The 20,675-nt window shown below is 63.7% G+C and carries 16 protein-coding genes and 2 pseudogenes; 11 read left to right on the top strand and 7 right to left on the bottom strand.

Annotated features, from left to right (window positions below; genetic code table 11):
• Positions 1-49: 49 nt before the first annotated feature.
• On the bottom strand, positions 50-505 hold the full coding sequence (locus tag P3T22_RS30270) for a PRC-barrel domain-containing protein (RefSeq protein WP_429326953.1): 456 nt from the start codon (positions 503-505) through the stop codon (positions 50-52).
• Between the two features lie 303 nt (positions 506-808).
• Between P3T22_RS30270 and P3T22_RS30265 the strand changes: the two genes are divergently transcribed.
• From P3T22_RS30265 to P3T22_RS30255, 3 genes are all read left to right on the top strand, one after another.
• On the top strand, positions 809-1,372 hold the full coding sequence (locus P3T22_RS30265) for a DUF4142 domain-containing protein (RefSeq protein WP_429326952.1): 564 nt from the start codon (positions 809-811) through the stop codon (positions 1,370-1,372).
• Complete coding sequence (locus P3T22_RS30260; RefSeq protein WP_429326951.1) at positions 1,369-1,713, top strand: DUF1488 domain-containing protein; 345 nt, start codon at positions 1,369-1,371, stop codon at positions 1,711-1,713. The genes P3T22_RS30265 and P3T22_RS30260 overlap by 4 nt, the downstream gene beginning before the upstream one ends.
• 96 nt (positions 1,714-1,809) lie before the next feature.
• Entirely contained in the window at positions 1,810-2,415 is a 606-nt protein-coding gene (locus P3T22_RS30255) for a hypothetical protein (RefSeq protein WP_429326950.1), read from the top strand.
• A 104-nt stretch (positions 2,416-2,519) separates the two neighbouring features.
• Here the strand turns inward: P3T22_RS30255 and P3T22_RS30250 are convergent, their stop codons facing one another.
• Positions 2,520-2,858: a BON domain-containing protein gene (locus P3T22_RS30250; RefSeq protein ID WP_063499276.1), complete on the bottom strand. Its 339-nt coding sequence runs from the start codon at positions 2,856-2,858 to the stop codon at positions 2,520-2,522.
• Positions 2,859-3,240: 382 nt separating this feature from the next.
• Between P3T22_RS30250 and P3T22_RS30245 the strand changes: the two genes are divergently transcribed.
• From P3T22_RS30245 to P3T22_RS30210, 8 genes and pseudogenes are all read left to right on the top strand, one after another.
• Positions 3,241-4,722 (top strand): RNA polymerase factor sigma-54, encoded by a 1,482-nt coding sequence (locus P3T22_RS30245; RefSeq protein WP_063499275.1) that lies wholly within the window; start codon positions 3,241-3,243, stop codon positions 4,720-4,722.
• Positions 4,723-4,909: 187 nt separating this feature from the next.
• Positions 4,910-5,050, top strand: a pseudogene (locus tag P3T22_RS30240) (arginine--pyruvate aminotransferase AruH); the annotation flags it as partial.
• Positions 5,051-5,163: 113 nt separating this feature from the next.
• Positions 5,164-6,951, top strand: a complete 1,788-nt coding sequence (locus P3T22_RS30235) for a S10 family serine carboxypeptidase-like protein (protein ID WP_063499273.1) — start codon at positions 5,164-5,166, stop codon at positions 6,949-6,951.
• A gap of 74 nt (positions 6,952-7,025) precedes the next feature.
• Positions 7,026-7,274, top strand: a pseudogene (locus P3T22_RS30230) (hypothetical protein); the annotation flags it as partial.
• Positions 7,275-7,353: 79 nt separating this feature from the next.
• Positions 7,354-7,779, top strand: a complete 426-nt coding sequence (locus tag P3T22_RS30225; RefSeq protein WP_063499271.1) for a type IV toxin-antitoxin system AbiEi family antitoxin domain-containing protein — start codon at positions 7,354-7,356, stop codon at positions 7,777-7,779.
• Positions 7,742-8,698 carry a nucleotidyl transferase AbiEii/AbiGii toxin family protein gene (locus P3T22_RS30220; protein WP_063499270.1) on the top strand — a complete coding sequence of 319 codons (957 nt, stop codon included), beginning with the start codon at positions 7,742-7,744 and terminating at the stop codon, positions 8,696-8,698. The genes P3T22_RS30225 and P3T22_RS30220 overlap by 38 nt, the downstream gene beginning before the upstream one ends.
• A 105-nt stretch (positions 8,699-8,803) precedes the next feature.
• Complete coding sequence (locus P3T22_RS30215; RefSeq protein WP_429326949.1) at positions 8,804-10,606, top strand: VRR-NUC domain-containing protein; 1,803 nt, start codon at positions 8,804-8,806, stop codon at positions 10,604-10,606.
• On the top strand, positions 10,603-12,879 hold the full coding sequence (locus P3T22_RS30210; protein WP_429326948.1) for an ATP-dependent DNA helicase: 2,277 nt from the start codon (positions 10,603-10,605) through the stop codon (positions 12,877-12,879). The genes P3T22_RS30215 and P3T22_RS30210 overlap by 4 nt, the downstream gene beginning before the upstream one ends.
• 22 nt (positions 12,880-12,901) lie before the next feature.
• Here the strand turns inward: P3T22_RS30210 and P3T22_RS30205 are convergent, their stop codons facing one another.
• From P3T22_RS30205 to P3T22_RS30185, 5 genes are all read right to left on the bottom strand, one after another.
• Positions 12,902-15,466 (bottom strand): mechanosensitive ion channel domain-containing protein, encoded by a 2,565-nt coding sequence (locus P3T22_RS30205; RefSeq protein WP_429326947.1) that lies wholly within the window; start codon positions 15,464-15,466, stop codon positions 12,902-12,904.
• A gap of 208 nt (positions 15,467-15,674) precedes the next feature.
• Positions 15,675-16,025 (bottom strand): NIPSNAP family protein, encoded by a 351-nt coding sequence (locus P3T22_RS30200; RefSeq protein WP_063499266.1) that lies wholly within the window; start codon positions 16,023-16,025, stop codon positions 15,675-15,677.
• A gap of 116 nt (positions 16,026-16,141) precedes the next feature.
• Positions 16,142-17,803, bottom strand: a complete 1,662-nt coding sequence (locus tag P3T22_RS30195) for an MFS transporter (protein WP_429326946.1) — start codon at positions 17,801-17,803, stop codon at positions 16,142-16,144.
• A 144-nt stretch (positions 17,804-17,947) separates the two neighbouring features.
• Entirely contained in the window at positions 17,948-19,384 is a 1,437-nt protein-coding gene (locus P3T22_RS30190) for a sigma-54-dependent transcriptional regulator (protein ID WP_063499264.1), read from the bottom strand.
• Positions 19,385-19,632: 248 nt separating this feature from the next.
• Entirely contained in the window at positions 19,633-19,803 is a 171-nt protein-coding gene (locus P3T22_RS30185) for a hypothetical protein (RefSeq protein ID WP_158515337.1), read from the bottom strand.
• Between the last annotated feature and the right edge of the window lie 872 nt (positions 19,804-20,675).

The raw sequence follows: 20,675 nt of genomic DNA, 5'->3' as shown, positions 1-20,675 counted from the left end.
TGAGGGGCACGCGCCCGAATGCGTCACTTCAAGGCGTGCGTCCGAACGCTCACCGATGGTACGGATCGCGTCCCCAGTAAGGCTCGCTGCCGTAGTACTGGTGTACCGACGTGGCCCATGTCTGGTCCGCCATGGCAGGCCAGTGGTCCTTATCGAACCCAGGTGCGTTTTTCACGCGCTCGGCCGTCATATCGAGGACGAAGCACTTCTGTTGCGTATCGAGCGTCAGGGCGCTCCACGGAATCGCCAGCAGCTTGTCGCCGATGCCAAGAAAGCCGCCGCTCGACAGCACCACATACGCAATGCGACCGGAGCGGACGTCAAGCATGATGTCCTTAACCTTGCCGATGTCCTCTCCATCGCTGCTGACCACCTTGTTGCCGTCGAGGGTGGCTGCCGCCATGACGTCGGGGCCGGGACCGTCGGCGGTCACGCCGCCTTTGCCGACGATACGTGCACCCTGGGCCTGGCGCATGCCACCTTGGGTTTGTGTCTGGTTGACCATGATGTTCCTCCTTACCAGTTCGATGTACGGATGACACTGAGCAACCGGCGTGCCTCCGGTTTGCAGCACCGCTCGCACAGCGCAGGTACTACTCGTTGATATCGGCCGAGCCGATGCTGCGCCGGTGTCGGCCCGCGAGCAAAGGTGATGCTCAGTGGCAGGCGTGGCGTGGTTTGTGGCGCACGAAACTCATGGGTCTCGAATCGGTCGTCGGAGATAGGCACAGCTTTTGCTGATTCGACGTATCAAAGGGCAGGCCGCTCAATGTGCGCGGTCCCCGCACTAACGTGAGGGAGAAAACGCATGAGATTCCGCTATTCGCTACAAGTGATGACAGTTGCGCTGGGGCTTGGCGCAACGTCGATCGGCGCGGTGTACGCGCAAGCCAGTGACGCTCCCGCGAGCGATGCGCCAATGAGCGACACAAAGCTCTCGCCCGCAGACCAGCAGTTCGTGCAGGATGCCTCACAATCCGACGCCACGGAAATCGCGGCAAGCAAAATCGCGCTCAAGAATTCGAGCGATCCACACGTCAGGAAATTCGCGCAGCAAATGATTGCTGACCATACGAAACTCTCGCACGGCATGGCCGCACTCGCCGCGAAGAAGGGACTCGCCACGACGCCGTCCGCCGATTCCGCGCTGGTCGGCAAACTGCAGACGCTCAAGGGTCGCGAATTCGACCAGGCCTACGTGGAGCAGATCGGGGTGGAAGCGCACCAGCGGGCGGTCGACCTGTTCCAGCAGGAGAGCCAGAGCGGCACCGACTCGCAACTGAAGGCGGCGGCTACGCATGCGTTGCCGACCATCAAGCATCACCTCGCGATGGCGCAACAACTCGCCGGCGCAATGAAGGATTCGTCATGAACGCGATCCTGCCGCGGCCGGCCTATGAGGACTCCCTTATGCACATCACTTTTCCCGGCGACAAGCCGGTCTTCGACGGAACGAATCTGACCGTGCGCTTCATGGCGCAGGTCGACGGCGAAGCGCTTGTTTGCGCGATCACCGCCGAGGCGCTGGAAGATCATTTCGGCGCCGATTCGGCGCTCGAATCCACCCTGATGGCCGCTTTCGAGAAGGGTCGCAATCGCATCCGTTCGGTTTGCGCGGAAGCACTCGACCAGAACGGTGGCAATGGCGTAGTGTTGCATAGTGGACTGTTCAGAGTGGAAGGCATGGAACCCGATCGCGGCGCCACCGCGTAGTCCGGACACGTGCCTACCGCCTGCGCGTGTTTTTTTACGCGACGCTGTGCGGCGGCACGGTCCGCAAAACGCGGTTCAACGATGCAAGGAGGCCTCATGTCACTCATCGTCGCAGCACGGTTTACGACTTTCCCAACCGCTGAAAATGCGGCGCAAAAGCTCTTCGACGCAGGTTTCGTCGAGGAAGACGTCACCCTGTTTTTTGTCAATCCGCGCGGCCAGCACGCGCGTTATCCGATCGGCGGCGATACCCATACCGATCCGGCAGCGAGGGCAGCGCCGAAAGGCGCAGGCATGGGCGTCACCATCGGCGCGGTAGTGGGGGCGGTGGTCGGCGTCGCGATATTTGCGGCGTTTGCGGCGCCGCTCCTCGTCTCGCTGATCGCGGCCGGCGTCGGCGCGTACATCGGCTCGTTGGTCGGGGCGATGGCGCACACTCGCGAAGGCGGCCATGTCGGCCACCATTTGCCATTTCATGAGGAAATGCGCGATTCCGGCGTACTGGTTGCCGTGCATGTGTGCCCGGACAATCAGTTCGACGCTGCCCGCGTATTGCGCGAAGCAGGGGGGCTGGCGATCGAACGCGCGAGTGGACGCTGGCAGCAGGGGCGCTGGGCCGACTTCGATCCGCGCAAAACGCCCGAGCCGCTCAACGAACCGCTCAACGAACCGCTCAGCGAATTCAGCGAGAAGCATGCCTGAGTGAGGTGAACACTTTCATTTGAAGTCCAGCGCTGCACCCACGACTATCCCACCCAAAAGAGGAGCCGGCCGAAGCCGGCTCCCTTCTATCGGATCCCCCGCTCTTACTCCGCTGCGATCTTCAGATGGTTCCTCACGCTCGAGACGCCATCGACGCCTTTCACGACTTCTCCCGCCGCAGCCTTGTCATCGGCCGATGGCACCGAGCCCGTGAGCCACACCACGCCCTTGCGGGTCTTCACATGAATGTGAGTCGACTTGACGTTCTTCGCGCCAAGCAGCTCGGCCTTGACCTTGGTGGTGATGGTGCCGTCGTCGACGTGCTGGCCGATGGATTCGGATGCCGCCGACGGGGCCGAAGCGCTCGTCTGCGCCGTCGCGTTCAGTGCGAATGCAACACATGCGATGCTGCCTGCGGTCTTCAGAAGTTGGATGGTCTTCATGGTTTCTCCTTAAGGTGTTGATGAAACATGGGGTCTTGTTGCCGATCCGCATCCGCGTGCAAAGGCCTACGTCCGTCCCACATGGTGCTTGTCCGCAAGGTATGTGCCCGGCATGCCGCACAGATGCTCGATGCCGGGCAAAGCCGTCACGGTAGCTGAGGAATAGCGGGGCGGGTACGGTCGGAGCGCCGTCCGGCGGGCCGCGAGGCCCACGGCCGGAAATTGCCGGGTTCTTGTAAAAATGGCGCTCGCCGATTGCGCAATCGGCGGGCCCGAAAAGGCAAAACTCAGGAAAAACAGTGTATTGGGCGAACTGGTATGACAGTTGCTCTATTGAGGAGGCCACGTACCATTTCTCAGCTATTAACGGGACCTCACTACAATGCCGTCAATCGAACTACGCACAAGGCAGTCGCTCGCTCTCACGCCGCGTCTGCAGCAATCGGTGCGGCTGTTGCAGTTGTCGTCGCTGGAGTTCCAGCAGGAGTTGCGCACCGCGCTCGACACCAATCCGTTCCTCGAGTACGACTCGACAGACACGGAAGACGTGGCGCTCGCCACCACAACGCCTGGCGATGATGCCGGCGCGGCGCCCGCCACGGACACACTCGCCGCGGCCGAACCTGACTCGTCGCCGGCTGAATCCAGCGGCAGCGACACGCCGGAGAACGCGGGGCAGGATGACATGCCTGGCGACTTTTCGGGTGACTACAGCAGCCGTGGTTCGATGCGCCAGAACGGCGACTCCGACAGTAGCGATCCAGCCGAATGGGCGCGTTCCCAACCAAGCTTGCGCGAGCAGCTGCACGACTCGCTGCGTCTGTATCGACTCGACGAGCGCGACCGCGCGGTGGCCCGCTTCATCATCGAGGCGCTCGACGACGATGGTTATCTGCGCCAGACGCTCCGCGAGCTTGCGGATAGCGTCGACCTTGAACCTGAATTGACCGAAGAAGAATTGCAGGTCGCGCTGCGCCTCGTGCAGTCGCTAGATCGTCCCGGTCTCGGCGCTCGTTCGCTATCCGAGTGTTTGTCTCTGCAGGTCAATGCGTTGCCCGCCGACACGCCGGGCCGCGATGTGGCGCGGCAAATCGTCGAGCATCATCTTGAACGCCTCGCGCGCCGCGAACAGGCTGAACTGCAAAAGCAGATCGGCTGCAGCGCCGAGGAGCTGCGGGTGGCCTGCGCGCTGGTGCGCAAGCTCGACCCGAAGCCAGGCAACAGCTACGGCCGCGCCGACGACAACTACGTGGTGCCGGACGTGATCGTGCGTCAGGTGCGCAACAAATGGGTGGTGACAATCAATCCGGCAGTGCAGCCGCGTGCTCGCATTCACCGCATGTATGCCGAGCTGTTCGCACAGTCGGCCGGTGCAAGCCGCTCGCCGCTCGCGCAGCAATTGCAGGAAGCGCGCTGGCTGATCCGCAATGCGCAGCAGCGCTTCGATACGATTCAACGCGTGGCCGAATGCATCGTCGCGCATCAGAGGGCCTTCTTCCAGTACGGTGAAATCGCGCTCAAACCGATGGTGCTGCGCGACGTGGCCGATGAACTCGGGCTGCACGAGTCCACCATCTCGCGCGCAACCGGCAACAAATATATGGCCACGCCGCGCGGCATTTTCGAGTTCAAGCACTTCTTCCCGCGTGAGCTCGGTACGGAAAGCGGCGGCACCTGTTCGGCGGCGGCCGTGCGCGCGCTGCTCAAGGAAATGATCGCCGCGGAGAACACGCGCGACCCTCTGTCGGATGTGACGCTCGCCAGGATGCTCGCGGAACAGGGGGTGCTGGTGGCACGGCGCACGGTGGCGAAATACCGCCATCTGATGAAGGTGCCGCCGGCCGAACTGCGGCGCCAGCTTTAAGCGTACTTCGCTCCCGTTAAAGCCGGGATTCATCGAAGGGTCACGCGAGACTGACTGCTCGCGTGACCCTTTTTCGTATCTGGACGTTGCGGGCGCGCCCCATCACATCGGCGGCTCAAGTCGAACCGGGGTGAGTCACATCCAGCAGGCTGCGTTGACGGCCATGCCGAACAAGGCGCAGATTGTCGTGTCACTGCTCGACGCGAGCCCATTCGGCGAGACGGCGAAGGGTTTCGTGCGGCTGGGTTTCGTGGTCGACGAAGCGAGCCTGATCGATGCGTGTGAACGGATTGCCGCGTTCTTCGGCGGATTGCCGCTGCGCAGTTAGAGCCAGTTTTCGATTGACGGCTTCGATGCCTGGCGTCAAGAATTGTTCGCCGAGTTCGTCTTAATCTGGACAGCCGGAACATCGGCGCCTATCGACTCGCAGCCGGAAACCCCATGGCCCTTCGCTTCTATCTCTCGTTGCGCCGCTCGCTGGTGGCAGGATCCATAGCGGCGGCTCTGGTGGCGATGGCGCTGGTCCTCGCCACCGTCGCCGCGTTCAGTCAGATGTGCGCGGCGGCCGAACTGGACGACTCATCCGCTGCACCGGCCAGCACGGAAACCGCCACGTCGCCGGCCAGCCCGGTGAGCGTGCCTGGCGCTCAGGCAGAGGCTGCCGGCCAGGCCGTCGATGCGAACGGCCAGCCCATCAAGGAGCCGCGCACCAATCCGGCGCGTGCCGTCCGTCCGCCACGGGTTGCCGCCGCCAGCCAGAACGAATCGCAAGATAACCCGCCGCACAGCGTCAAACCCGAGACCACGGCGATTCCCGTGCCGCCGGAAAGCGCCGCGGTGACCCAGCATTCGATCCGGCTCGACGGCCGCAAGCTTGACTACACGGCGACCGCCGGCAACCTGCTGCTGCGTGACAAAACCGGCCAGGCCAATGCGAGCGTTTTCTATGTCGCCTACACCGTCGCCGCGAAAAATCCTTCCACGCGCCCCGTCACGTTCCTCTTCAATGGCGGACCGGGTGTGGGCACCGTGTTCCTGATGATCGGCTCGATCGGGCCGAAGCGGGTGCGCACGGCGAGTCCCGCGAGCACGCCGCCCGCGCCGTATGTGCTGGACGACAACCCCGATAGCCTGCTCGACACCACCGATCTGGTCTTTATCGATGCCGTGGGCGCGGGCTTGTCGAGGGTCGTCGGGCGTGGCACGGGCAAGGACTTCTGGGGCGTCGATAAAGACCTCGACGCGTTTTCGCAATTCATCGATCGCTATCTGACGGTGAACCAGCGCTGGAATTCGCCGAAGTATCTGCTTGGCGAATCGTACGGCACCGCGCGCGCCGCGATGCTCGCGTATCAACTGGGGCAAAACAATATCGCGATCAATGGCGTGATCCTGATGTCGTCGGTGCTCAATTCCTCAGCGTTTTCGCCTGGGTCGGACTTCCAGAGCGAAAGCTACTTGCCGAGCTTCGCGGCCATCGCGTGGTATCACGACAAGATCGTTCCGAAGCCGGCCAATCTGCCCGCTTTTCTCGACGAGGCCCGCGCATTCGCACGTGGGCCGTATGCGCAAGCGCTCGCCCAGGGCGATGCGTTGCCTGACGCGCAGCGCGACGAGATTGCCGCGCGCGTCGCACAGTTCACCGGGCTCGACGTCGATTACGTGAAGCGAAGCCGCTTGCGTCTCTATCCGTCGCGCTTTCGCAGTCAATTGCTGCGCGATCAGTCGCGCAGCATCGGCCGTTTCGACGCACGTTTCGAAGGAATCGACTATGACGGCGTGACCGAGCGTCCCGATTTCGATGCATCGGTGAGCAGCGTATCGAGCGTATTCGACGCCGCGTTTCATCAGCATCTTGCGCAGGACCTGCACTTCACGCCAGCCGACACTTATCGTGTCTTCAACGACGATGCGTTGACGCAGTGGGACTGGAAACACACCGAGTGGTGGGGGGAACACGTGTCCGTGCCGTATGCGGCGGGCGATCTTGCCGAAGCGATGCGGCAGAATCCGCAACTGCGCGTCATGTCGCTGAACGGCTACTTCGACCTTGCCACGCCGTTCTATGCGACCGAGTACGCGCTCGCGCATCTGGGTGTCGATGCGCCGCTGCGCGCCAACGTGCGCATCACCTACTACCCGACCGGCCACATGATTTATCTCGACGATGCCGCGTTGCATGCACTCAAGCGGGATCTGACGAGCTTCTATGCGGCAGGCGCGGGTTAGCTTTCGTAAGCAGCGGCAAGTCGCTTGCGCTGATCCGTGAACGCTTCGGCGATGCGGCGTCGGTGGCGCCGGCGACGCTGGTGGTGCTGCTCGATCCGGCGCAATTGCTCGACGGCTTGCAGGACGTATACCGTCGCGACGACTTCCGCGATGCTCGCTGAGCGGCGCGGGTCACCGGCCCCTCGGCCACTGCGGCTATCGAAGGGGCGCTGATTCGCGGCGCGCAAGGGGTCGTTGACGGCGGTGTGGGTGGCCGAACCATACCTGGGCTCCGGGAAGCAATGCCTGCTCTCTTCCAAGTGCGTGCTATACTAACTCGGTGATCGATGTTGGTTTATGTTTTTTTATTAAAATCATTGGGTTATGAGGCATTCTAGGCGAACTTGATGAGCGGAGTTTGTTATGGTCCTCGAAGACCGGCTAAAGATAGCAATTGCCAAGCGGGCGTCCGACGTGTTCCTGCGGACCGAGCTCGCTCGCCTTGGCAGTGAAGCCCAGGTCGGACGGGCGCTTCGTAAGCTACTCGAGAGTGGGGTCATTGTTAAGCTCGGCGTCGGCGTATATGCAAAAGCCAAACGCAGCGTTTTGTCAGGCGCGCCGATTCCTGTCCAGCCAGTCGAAGTCCTGGCCGAGGAAGCTCTGACCAGGATGGGCGTCAAGGTCTACCCGAGCAGGCAAGTCGAGCTATACAACGCTGGCGAAACGACTCAATTGCCGGCCGGAACCGTGATCAATACCGGCAATCGCCGCATTGTGCGGAAATTGGGTTTCGGCAAGAAAACGGTTCAATATGAAAATAATCTCGGAAGAACAGAAAGAGCTTATTGATTCGATTACGGCGGAGGGGCTGGCCGGAAACCTCTCCGCCTTTATCCTCGAGAAAGATATCCATGTCACTGACGCCTTGCACGCGTTGGCGAAACTTCAGCATCAGCACATTCAACTCGTGTTTTGCGGCGGCACGAGCCTGTCCAAAGCGCATGGCTTGATCGAGCGGATGTCCGAGGACGTCGATCTTAAGGTGGTGCTGAGTGCGGATCACGGGCTTACGCAAAGCGGCATGAAGACCCATCTTGGCAAGCTGAAAAGCGCCGCAATCGATACGATGAAAGCGTTGGGCTTCCACATCATCGAAAGGGAAAAACTGGCTCTCAACGCGAACCGTTACTTCGCGTCCGGTTGGAGTTATAAAACGCGCTATACGGCTCACACCAGTTTGCGACCTCATTTAAGCCTTGAATTTACGGTGCGCACGCCGAGCTTTACCGTTGCGCAAAAGCCCATTGGGTATCTGATCGACCGTTTGGCAAGTCGAGCAGGGGCGCCGGTCCGCATGCCGTGCGTCGCTGTCGAAGAGACGCTCGCGGAAAAGGTTCTGTCATTTTTGCGCCGCCATGCGGAACACCGGGCGGGTGTGCGGGAAAAGTGGGATCAAGCACTGGTGCGCCACATTTACGACACCTACTGCATCGTCGGCTCGAACGCGGCATTCGTCGATCGAGCGGCGGCTCACTTCAAGGATTGCGTCGAATACGATCGCGGAGAGTTCCACCATCACACGGCGTTTGTCGAAGATCCGAAGCAATCCATGGCAGCGGCCCTGGCGGCTGCGGAAACAGAAGCGCAGACGAAACGTGAGTATGAGCAGGTGCTGCTGCCGCTCGTCTATGGGGCGACGAGGCCGACCTTCGGAGAGGCCTTCGCGGTATTCAAGTCGACGGCGTTGAAGCTTCTGGCGACACTTTGACAAACGCCGGGTCTCACGCCACTACCGACCAGGCGTTTGTCAGCTGTCCCTCCCTCGGATTTTGATATGATCACTGTATAAACATACAGGTTTCGTGAAAACCCCGTGGTGACAGATGCTTCGTCGGACATCCGCTCTGATGTCCCTTATTACCTGCTGAACTTCGAACGTGCGCTGGCCTGGCTCGCCGAGCGCTACGACGATCTGCTGGACGCGCACGAACATGGCTTCCTGCGCGATTTCGCCGCTTTGCCGCAGCCGTCGCGTGCGCTGCTGGTTCGCATGCTGATGCGCAAGGGCACGCTGTTCCGTGCCAGCCGTCTTTCTTATGACGAGATCGGTTGCCCCTTGCAGGCGGTTGCGCCTCTGGCCGAACTCGGCTGGGTCGACATCGAACCGGGCCTGACGCTCGACGATCTGTTCGCGCTCACCACCCGTCCCGAGTTGCTGCTGATCTTTGCGGACGTCATCGCGTTGATTCCCGGCGCGAAGGGCTTGCGCAAACCCGATCTGCTGGAAACGCTGCGGCCGTTTTACGAACGTGAAGGTGAAGGTGAAGGTGAAGGCAAGAGCGAAGGCGAGGACCGAGGCGCCACTGCACATCCGTTGTCCACATGGCACAGCCAGACCACCGACCGCGTCTTCCACGTCGCCATCGCGCCGCTTTGCGAGCGTCTGCGCCTGATGTTCTTCGGCAACCTGCAGCAGGACTGGTCGGAGTTCGTGCTGGCCGATCTCGGGGTGATCCAGTACGAGAAGGTTGCATTCGCTGCGTCGTCGCGCGCATTCCAGCAACGCGTGGACGTGGACGTATACCTTGCGCTGCATGCGTGCCGCGAAGCACTCGAATGGCTGCCCACGGGTGACGCTGACGCCGAAGCCGAAGCCGAAGCCGAAGCGATCGACGAACTCCTCGCCGCGATCGCAGCGATCGAAACCTCCAACCCCTGGCTCGAAACGCGTCGCGCGAAACTGCTGTTTCGTATCGGCCAGCATTGCGAGCGTCAACAGAACTGGCCCGCTGCACTTGCCGTCTATGAGCGTTGCGCGTGGCCCGGCGCGCGCCATCGGCGCTTGCGCGTGCTGGAGCGCAGCGAACGATTCGACGAAGCCTTCGCCCTCGCTTCGCAAGCCGCTGCCAGGCCTGAAAGCGAAGAGGAAATGCAGCGTGTCGCGCGCATGCTGCCGCGTTTGCAGCGCAAGCGCGGCGAGCGGGTGGCGCGTGTGCCTGCCGCACGGCCGGTCGAGCGCAGCACACTGGTGCTGCCGCGGCCTGAGGCGCCGCAGCCGGTCGAATACGTCGCCCGCGATCATCTAACTAGCGAGTCGGCGCCGGTTCATTACGTCGAAAACGCGCTGATCAACTCGCTGTTCGGCTTGCTGTGCTGGGAGCCGGTGTTCGCGGCGCTGCCTGGCGCGTTTTTCCATCCGTTCCAGCGCGGGCCGGCCGACCTGCATGCGCCGGATTTTCATGCGCGCCGCGCGCAGCAATTTGCTGCGTGTCTGGCGCAACTCGACAGCAGTGCCTATCGCGAGACGATTCTGCGGCATCTGCACAGCAAGGCGGGTCTGCAATCGCCGTTCGTATTCTGGGGCTTGCTGACGCCGGAACTGGTCGCGTTGGCGCTCGATTGCCTGCCTGCCGCACATCTGAAACTCTGGTTCGAGCGTCTGCTGCACGACATCCGCGGCAACCGCTCGGGGCTGCCGGACCTGATTCGCTTCTGGCCGGCCGAGCGCCGTTATGAGTTGATCGAAGTCAAGGGTCCCGGCGACCGCTTGCAGGACAACCAGATCCGCTGGCTCGCATACTGCGCGCAGCACGACGTGCCGGTGCGCGTGCTCGACGTGCAATGGGCCGATGAAGACGTCGCCGTGTCCGACGTGGCGGCGGAGATCACCACATGACCTACGTGGTCGCCGTGCGGGCGATGTGCGAATTCACCGCGAGGCGCGGCGATCTGGATCTGCGCTTCACGCCCGCGCCCACTTCGCTGGAAGGCATGGCCGGCCACGTGACGGTCGCCGGGCGGCGCGCGAGCGGCTACGAAACCGAGATCACGCTGACCGGCATGCATCGCGGTTTGACCGTGCGTGGCCGCGCCGACGGTTACGACCCGGCGTCGAACCGGCTGGAAGAGGTCAAGACCCATCGTGGCGCGCTCGAACGGGTGCCGGCCAATCATCGCACGCTGCATTGGGCGCAGGCGCTGGTGTACGGCCATCTGCTGTGCCGCGCCCGCGGGCTCGCCGAATTGACGGTCGCGCTGGTCTACTTCGATATCGGCAGTCAGAAGGAAACGTCGCTGACTGAAACGCACACCGCGCGTGAGCTGGAGATTTTCTTCGTCGAGCAATGCGAGCGCTTTCTCGATTGGGCCGTGCAGGAAGCGGCCCATCGCGCCGCGCGCAATGCCGCGCTCGGCGCCTTGCAGTTTCCGCATGGCGAGTTCCGCAGCGGGCAGCGCGAACTGGCGGTGTCGGTGTATCGCGCGGCGCGCGACGGCAAGCCGTTGATGGCGCAGGCGCCGACCGGCATCGGCAAGACGCTGGCGACGATTTTTCCGCTGCTCAAGGCGTGTGCGGCGGACCAGATCGACCGTGTGTTCTTCCTCACTGCGAAGACGCCGGGCCGCGCGCTTGCCCTCGATGCGATCGAAACGCTCCATCGAAGCGCCGCGCCGCCGCTTGCCCGGTTGCCGCTCAGAACGCTGGAACTGGTCGCGCGCGACAAGGCCTGCGAGCATCCCGACAAGGCCTGCAACGGCGAGTCCTGTCCGCTTGCGCGCGGCTTCTACGACCGGCTCGATGCAGCTCGCAGCACGGCGTTGGCCGGGCCGCGGCTCGACCGGGCGTCGGTGCGCGAAGCGGCGCTCGAGCACGATGTCTGCCCGTACTATCTCGCACAGGAGCTGGCGCGCTGGTCCGACGTGGTGGTCGGCGATTACAACTACTACTTCGACAGCAGCGCGATGCTGTACGCGCTCACGCAGATCAATCAGTGGCGTGTCGGCGTGCTGGTCGACGAGGCGCACAACCTGCTCGAGCGGGCCCGGCGCATGTACAGCGCGTCGCTCGACCAGGCGGCGTTCCGGCTCGCCCGCAAAACCGCGCCTGCGACGTTGAAGAAGCCGCTTGAACGGCTGCAGCGCGAGTGGAACGCCGTCAAGCGCGCGCAGACCGACACGTATCAGGTCTATGCCGACGTACCCGGAAAACTGCTTTCTGCCGCCCAGAATCTGATCGGCGCGGTGACGGATCAACTGGCCGACGCACCGCTTTCAATCGACGAAGCATCGCTGCGGTTTTTCTTCGACGCGATGCATTTCGTCGCGCTGGCGGAACAGTTCGGCGAGCATTCGATTTTCGACATCACGCTCACCACGGATCGCTACGCGCCGCGCGATAAAACGAGCGCCACGCTATGCGTGCGCAACGTGATCCCGGCACCGTTCCTCGCGGGGCGCTACGCTGCCGCGCGCACCACGGTGATGTTTTCCGGCACGCTCAATCCGCATCATTTCTATCGCGACACGCTCGGTCTGCCTGAGCAGACGAACTGGCTCGACGTCGAAGGGCCGTTCCGCGCCGAGCAGTTGCAGGTGCATGTGGCGGGCCATGTATCGACGCGCTGGCGTGACCGCGAACGTTCGCTCGTGCCGATCGTCGAGCTGATCGCGAAGCAGTACGCGGCGCAGCCGGGCAACTATCTCGGATTCCTGAGCAGTTTCGAGTATCTGCAGCGGGTGGTGGCGTTGATGCGCGAGCGTCATCCGGCGCTGCCGGTGTGGGCGCAGGAACCGGGCATGGACGAGGCGGCGCGCGACGCGTTCCTCGCGCGCTTTCGCACCATGGGTCAGGGCGTGGGCTTCGCGGTGTTAGGCGGCGCGTTCTCTGAGGGCGTCGATCTGGTCGGCCAGCAGCTGATCGGCGCCTTCATCGCCACGCTCGGCCTGCCGCAGATGAACGACGTCAACGAGCAGATGCGCCGCACGATGGACGCGAAGTTCGGCAGCGGCTACGACTACACGTATCTGTATCCCGGCTTGCAGAAGGTCGTGCAGGCCGCGGGCCGGGTCATTCGCACGGAGCAGGATCAAGGTGTGGTGCATCTGATCGACGACCGCTACCGGCGGCCGGAAGTGCGCCGGTTGTTGCCGCGCTGGTGGCAGGTGGAGTAGGGCAATCAGCACGGCCTGTACTTCACTCATGCGGAGAAGTCGAACCAGGATTTGCTGGCGTTCCCGGGCCGCCGGCCGGCTTAGGGTCGACGGGCAGTTGATCTTCAACCGGCGCGTCGGCCTTCCCGGCAGCCGCCTTCAGCGAAGCGTCGGCAGGCGGCGTTGAAGGCGGTTCGTCCTTCGCTGGGGCCGTGGGGGCGTCATTCGCTGCGCCGCTCGATTCGATTTTGGCCGCTACGCTCTCCGGATCCCAGGTCAGCAAATGCCGTTGCGGGTTTGCGATTTCGATGCCGCGCGCGCTGAACTGGTCGAGAATGCGCCGGTTGAATTCGCGCTGCACCCCCCAGCGCGCGCTGTCGCGGCATTGGATCTGGCCGGCCAGCGTCACCGCCGAGCCATCCACCCCATCCACGCCCCAGAAGCTGAAGTCGGACAGGATGCCGTCCTTGAACTTCTCATCCTCGCGCAGCGCGGCGCCGATTTCCTTCAGCGTGTCGATCGCCAGATCGACATCCTCGCCGAACACGATATTCACCTTTACTGCGGCATTGCCGAGTCCGCGATTCGTGTTGTTCACCGTCGAGACCGAACTGAACGGCACCGTATAGAGCGACCCGTCGCCGCCGCGCAGGCGCACGGTGCGGATCGACAGATATTCCACCGTACCGGACACGCCCGCGAGCGTGACCCAGTCGCCGACCTGCATGGCGTTTTCCATCAACAGGAACATGCCGGTGATGAAATCCTGCACCAGCTTTTGCGAGCCGAAGCCGAGCGCCACGCCGAAGATACTCGCGCCCGCCAGCAGCGGCCCGATGTTCACGCCGAGTTCGCTCAGGCCGGTGAGCACCACCACCAGCGCGATCACGCAGAAGAGCACGCTGCGCAACATCGGCAGGAGGGTACGCAGACGCGCGGCGCGCACCAGGTCGCCGCTCGTGGTCCAGCGGTCCAGCCGCTGTTCGATCGCCACGTTGGCGGCTTCCCATACCACCAGCGCGATCGCGGCAGCGACGCCGATCGTGACCAGCGCCGAAGCCAGCCGATGGCCGATCGACCCGGCCTGGAACAGCTCGCCCACGTCGACGCCCCATACCTGCAGCAGCACGAGCGCGGTGACGATGCAGATGATCCACGAGACGACCCGCCGCAGCAGTGGGTAATAGCGGTAGGCATGCTGTTGCACGAGCGACTTTTCCGCGTCGCCCTGTACATTGAACAGCCGTGCCATGGCGCCGAAAATCACGATCGCGATGACCCGCGCGCCCACCAGGATCGCCAGCGTAATGCCGCCGAGATGCAGCAGGGTGCGATAGCCGTTCTGCACGTCGAGCGCCCAGATGAACCATAGTGCCATCACCACGAACACCGCGAACCATGCCCAGGCATCGGCGAGCGCATTGCCGAACATTGCCAGCGATTTGCTCGCGGCAAAGCGCTTGCGGATCAATTCGCCGACCGGCTTCGCGCAATGCAGGATCAGGATCGAGATCATGATGTGGCCGGCGAGCGCGACCACCTTCAGCAGCGCGAGATGCGCCGCGTCGTTCAGGCCGAGCGACTGCGCGATCTCCGCGATCGCCGACCCTGCGCCGACCACGGCGACGATCCGCACGATCCAGCGCTGCACGAAAACGGCCCACGCATCGCTCATGCGCAACAGACGCAGGCGCGGCGCGGAAGGCTGCAGGAAGAAGCCGCTGCCTATCACGATCAGGCGGCACAGCACGTAGATGTCGATCAGCGAAGCGAGCGCCCGGTCTTGCGGCGTGCCGTCGTCGGTGAAGATCGACATCAGCGCGCTCGCCGCGGCGACGAACACCGCCAGCGGCAACAGGCGCAGCACCACCGTCAGCAGCGCGCGCGGCAGACGCTGCAGGAGCGTCAAATGATGCACGGCCTTCTGCTTGCCTTTGGCTTCGGTGGCCTGGCTGGCGGCAGGCGTGGGCGTTGTTGTGGACGCGCCGGGCAGGTCGGCTTGCGGCGCAACGTCGTCATCGCCACGTTCGCGACGCGCGGCAAGCGCCGCATACGCGCGGCGCAATAAGCGGCGCGCGAGCCATTCGAGCCCGAGCGCGGGCAGCAACGCCGCCAGCAGCGACCATACGACATGACCCAGCACGCTAAGCGCTTGCGGGCTGGTCGATTGCCAATGCCACCAGGCACGCACCGACGTTACGTCGAGCAGCGCGGCGACCGAACCGCGCAAAGACTTGCCGAGATGCGCGGCCCAATGCGCGCCCTGACGCGCCAGCTGTGAGGCGAGCCCATTGGACTGGAACGTGGCTGGAACGAGCGCGGCGGCGCTGCTGGCCGCGGCGGGAGCAGAAGCCGCCGCAACCACCGCAACCGCCGAGGCAGGCTGGGCGCTGAGTGCGCCCGCTGCGGCGATTGCCCGGAGCGTGTCGCTGACTTGCGCGCGGCGGACGGGGTCATTGAGGACGCCAAGAGCCTGGCGGGCCTGTTCGGGGGTCAGGGTGAGCGCGGCGCCGGATGCCGCGGCGGCGGGTTGCGCCACGGCGGCAAAGACCGGCGAGGCGCTCAGGATGAGAAAAACGAGAAACCAGGCGTGAAGTATTTTGCGCATAGGGTGTAAAGCGGGGTACCAGATACTGACGGTGGTGCCGGGATACGTGGATCGGTTCGGCGGCGTGACCCTGAACCGACACCGGTTGGACCGTACAAGTTCCATCCGTAGCCGCTTTCGGTGGCCGCGCGCGGGTTCGGCCAGCCGGTTCGAATTGTAATGTCCAAAAGCAAAAAGCCTGCCTGTTAGACGGTGCCCCTGTCGACGCCTATTCCGTCGCGTCCACCGCGCCCGTCGCCGCCACCCCAAGCGTGCCTTCGACCACCTCGGTGAAGGTGCGCTCCTCGCGCAGAATGAAGCGTTTCGTCTGCGCGAGCTGGAAATTTTCCCGCGCTTCGGCGTCGCCGCGCAGCCGTGCCCGATAGGCTTCATAGGCGGCGAGGCTGTCGAACGCAATCAAGCCCCACGCGACGTCGTTGGTCCCTTCGTGGGGCAGAAAGTAGCCGATCAGATGACCGCCGCAGCGGGGAATGATGCGGCCCCAGTTGCGAGCGTAATCGTTGAAGGCATCGCGTTGGAATGGGTCGATCTGATAACGGATAAAGCAGGTAATCGTCATGGGGAAGCTCCCGATTGGGCCGTGGTGGTCTGAGGTGCCTGAATAACAGTATGGCGGCCGGTTGTTCGCGACGTTTCACTGTTTTCCGAACTGTGGGTGAGACAGGGCGACCCGCTTTACGGCTCGCGGTGCGAGCGGATCGTCAAAGCCGCCAGCGCCGCGCCGGCCAGCGCACAAAGGGCCGACACCAGCGTCACCGCCCGCAGCGCCGCACCCAATGCCTCCGCTTGGGCCCGGGTCACTTCGGCACGCGAAGCGCCTGGCGCGGCGCCGGATGGCGGGGCGGCTGCATCCATGCCGGCTTGGGCCAGGTGCGCCGCCTGACGTGCCGCTTGAGGGATATCCAACGTATCGAGCCGCGCGTCGAGCGCCGCGTCGTGCGACCACACGAACACGATCCCGAGCACCGCAATCGCCAGCAGACTCGCCACCCTGGCGACGGCGTTATTGATGCCCGAGGCGACGCCCGTGCGCGCGGCGGATACGGATGTCATCACGGTCGTCGTCAACGGTGCGACGGTAATCGTCATTCCTAGCCCGAGCACGGCAAGCGCAGGAAAGAAGCCGCGCCAATATTCACCGCGTACCCAGGGTAGCGCGAGCATCGCAAAACCGATCGCCGCGACCACCGGCCCGATGCCCAGCAGGGCCCGCGCGCCGTAACGGCTTGTCAGGCCGCCGGTAAAACGCGACAACAGGCCGATCGTGACCGGCACCGGAAGCAGCGCGGCGCCTGCCTCGGTCGCGCTGTAGCCGTACGCGCGGATCAGCGTGAACGGCAGGAAGAAGAGTGCACCGCCCAGCCCAAAGTAGAGCAGCAGCGTAACGAGGTTCGCGCCGACGAAGTCGCGCGAACGGAACACGTCGAGCGGCATCATCGGATTGCGGGTCTTTGCTTCGAGCGCGACGAAGCCGGTCAGCACGAGCAGGCCGCCGAGGATCAATGCCAGCACCCCGCGGTCGCCGAAGCCGCGTGCTGCGGCGAGGGTCAGGCCGTAAGTCAACGCGGCGAGCCCTGTGGCCGCGGTGACGGCGCCGGGCCAGTCGAGGCTGGGCAGCGTATGCGCGTTGAGCGCAGGGTGCGGGCCGGAGGGATCGTCTTCCTGCCGGCTATCCGGCACGGCGATGACCGCCAATGCGATGGTTGCGCACGCAATCGGTACGTTCAGAAAGAAAATCAACCGCCACGAAAACGCATCGACGAGCCAGCCGCCTGCCACCGGCCCGAGCGCCGACGTGATCGCGCCGACGCCGGCCCAGGTGCCGATCGCCTGGCCACGCTCCTTGTCGTTGAACACCGCGCCGATGATGGCGAGACTGCTCGGCACCAGCAGCGCCGCGCCGATGCCTTGCACGGCGCGCGCCGCGATCAGGGCGCCGGCGCTGGGCGCTACGCCGCAGCCGATCGAAGCCAGCGTGAACAAGGCGATTCCCGCAATAAACACGGTGCGCCGGCCGAGCTTGTCGCCGAGCGAGCCGCCCACCAGCACCAGCGCACCGAGAAACAGCAGATACGCGTTGACCACCCACTGGATCGCCGCGACGCTCGCGCCCAGTTCGGTCTGGATCGACGGCAGCGCGACATTGACCACGGAGCCGTCGATGAAAGCCATGCTCGAGCCGAGGATGGTCGCGGCAAGCGCGAGCTTTTTGCGCCGGCACGGGTGATCGAAGCTAAGCGGCTGAGCGCGGATGGCGAGCGCGTCGCACGGGCTCGCCTGGGCGGGGAGGACGGAGGAGGGGCGGCGCACAGGCGCCGGCGTGTGCTGATCGGCCAAGTCCCCTCCCGGATGGATGAGCGGCTTTCAGCATAGCAACGCTACGGGTGATCCGATAGGCGCTTGCGACATCCGGCGCGCTGGACCGCAGCAACCGGCGCGGCAATCCTGGCGGCAGTCTGCCCGCTCAGGCGGCCTGTGAGATCAAGCCAGCGACGGCGCCTGCCGCTCCGATTCCTCGTCAGCATCCGTGCCGCCATTGGCATTCGACGCATGCCCGGTTGCCGGTTCCTGATGCAGCCGGTTCGCATGCATCAGGCGATATAGCGTAGCGCGTGAAACGCCGAGTTCGGCCGCGGCCTCGGACAATTTATAGCCGTGCCGCTGCAACGCATGCTCGATGGCGTCCTTTTCGGCCTTGCTGCGGATCTCCGCCAGCGTCACGGCCGGTCCGTTATCGGCTTCCGGCAAGCCGAGGTCGCTCGCCGTGATAAAGCGCCCCTCGCTCATCACCACGGCACGGCGCACGCAGTTGATCAGCTCGCGCACATTACCGGGCCACGAATAATTCGACATGGCGACGATCGCGTCGCTCGACAGTCCGCGCAGTTTGCGCGCGCCGTCTTGCCGGTACATGCTGAGCGCATAGTTGGCGAGCAGCTTGATGTCGCCGCCGCGCTCGCGCAATGGCGGCTCGATGAGCCGCAGCACACACAGGCGGTGATACAGGTCGGAGCGGAAGCGGCCATCTTCGACGGCTTTGTCCAGATCGACGTGGGTCGCTGAAATCACCCGTACGTCGACGTTGATCGGCCCATTGCCGCCCAACCGTTCAATGGTGCCTTCCTGCAGGAAGCGCAGCAGCACCGCCTGGCACTCGTGCGGCATGTCGCCGATCTCATCCAGAAACAGGGTGCCCTCGTGAGCGCTTTCGATCCGGCCGATCTTACGTTGCAACGCGCCCGTAAAGGCGCCGCGCTCGTGGCCGAACAATTCGGCTTGCAGCAGGCTCGGCGGAATCGCCGCGCAATTGATCGCGACGAACGCCCGGCCGGCGCGCGGCGAGCGCTCGTGAATCGCACGGGCGGTCAGCTCCTTGCCGGTGCCCGATTCGCCGGCGACGAACACCGGCGCTTCGGTCACCCCGCATTTGTCGATGCGCCGGTACAACTGCTGCATTGCCTCGCATTGCCCAACCATGCCGTGCCGGCCGAGCGAGGGCTCCGGTGCGGCTGGCGCGTGCCGCAGGCTCGACAGCCCGTGCGCGTGGCCGAGCGCGAATACCAGCCGCTCGTTCAGCCAGGGCCGGGTAACGAAATCGAAGCAATAATCGAGGATGAAGCGGCTGACCAGTTCGTTTCCCGACTGGCCCGGCGCGATCTGCGCGACCCAATTGGTTTCGACACGCCGCATGCAGGAGGCCAGCGCGGACAAATGCTGGGACGTGCAGTCACCAGGCAATTCGACGAGGCCGACCTTGATATTGCCGCGCTCGATCATGCGCTCGGCGATCGCCGTGCTTTTGGCGTGCACCGCTTGCCAGCCCGATGCGGCCAGGAAGCTGGCGAGATCCTGATCGGGCGAGTTCGATACGTACAGAACAGTGCGTTCGGCGTCGACAGGCGTGCAAGTCGTATTCATGTAACCCCCGGATCGTTGCTGCTCTCGGAACTGCTTTTCGACGAATTGGACAGACCGGCAATGACAAATTCACGGTGGCGGCAATGGCGGGGGCATGGAGCGGCGATGTGCGCCGCGATGCGTTACACATCGGATGGCTGGCAGAATAACGTTCAACGCTGAGACTGCCTGGCTATTTCACCCCCGGATCACAACAGCCGTTCTTTTTCCTCGGTGGCCTGACACAGGCGCTCTACGCGGCGCATGGCTTAACGATAAGCGAAAGCGCTTTCGAGCGCCATACAAACAAATCTGGATTCAGAAACGTTTTTCTCGCTGCGGCGCGTCAGCTTGCCGTTCAAAAATAGCGGGTCAATCCCAAATATGCGAGCAATACCACACAGCGTTGCAAACTGTATGGCGGCAATCGTGCCACGCATACCGCAACGTCGAATCACTGTGTCTCAAGCTTGCGACACATTGGGCAACGGCTGCGAGCGCTGCTTCGTGACCCGAAGCATCGGCACATTTGACCGGGCCACGTTGCAAAGCGCGGCCGGACGGGGTCCGATCACGCGCGCGACCCATCGTGCAAACGGGTAGATTCCTCCGCAATGCATAAAGGCTAAACCCACTGCGTATCGAATCCGAATCAAGCGTGACGTGAGGCAGGGTGCGGCGAGGTGCGTCGCAGCAAAAATCACCGTGCAGTAAGCGATTGAAGGTGCCTGGCACAGCCATTGCATAAGGAACCTCACAAACGAATGCGTTGCCGCCTGGTTCCTGAGGCACGGGGAAGCAGCAGCCGGAACCCGGCGGCAAACACGGTCTTCGTAAGCGCGGCCGGGGAAGCCAAGGTGTCTTACGAGGGTGCGGCGGGGCCACTGAAAAATGGATGTCAAAAAAACGGGGTGAATGACCGATACGAAGTATCGGTCATTCGTCACCGGACGACGTGAAGCACTGACCTCGCCACTTTTTCCGTCAAATTGGACGGACTCGAAGTTCACGGTCGAAGTGAATGGCCGAAATGGATAGCAATGACGACAGGCACCGCGCTCGAGCAATTCGCGAGCGTGCGACGCACAGAACAGGGACGGGGCAGCGTACGGTAAGGACTGGCCGGCGCGAAGAAGCGGGGAGAAATGGCCTGAGTCTCCACAGAGGGGCGCGTGCTACGAGGTGGACCGGGCGCGGGGGGGGGCGCCCCCGGGCGGGCCCGCGCGGGCGGGGGGGAGGGGGGTTATGTTAATGGGCCGTGAAATGGAAAAAAAAAAGGGGGGGGGGTGTTAAAGAGAAAAAACACCCCCCC

The organism is Paraburkholderia sp. GAS348 (assembly GCF_050434205.1).
Lineage (GTDB): Bacteria > Pseudomonadota > Gammaproteobacteria > Burkholderiales > Burkholderiaceae > Paraburkholderia.
Note: the sequence above shows the minus strand (reverse complement) of the source record. Positions and strands in the feature narration are given on the sequence as shown.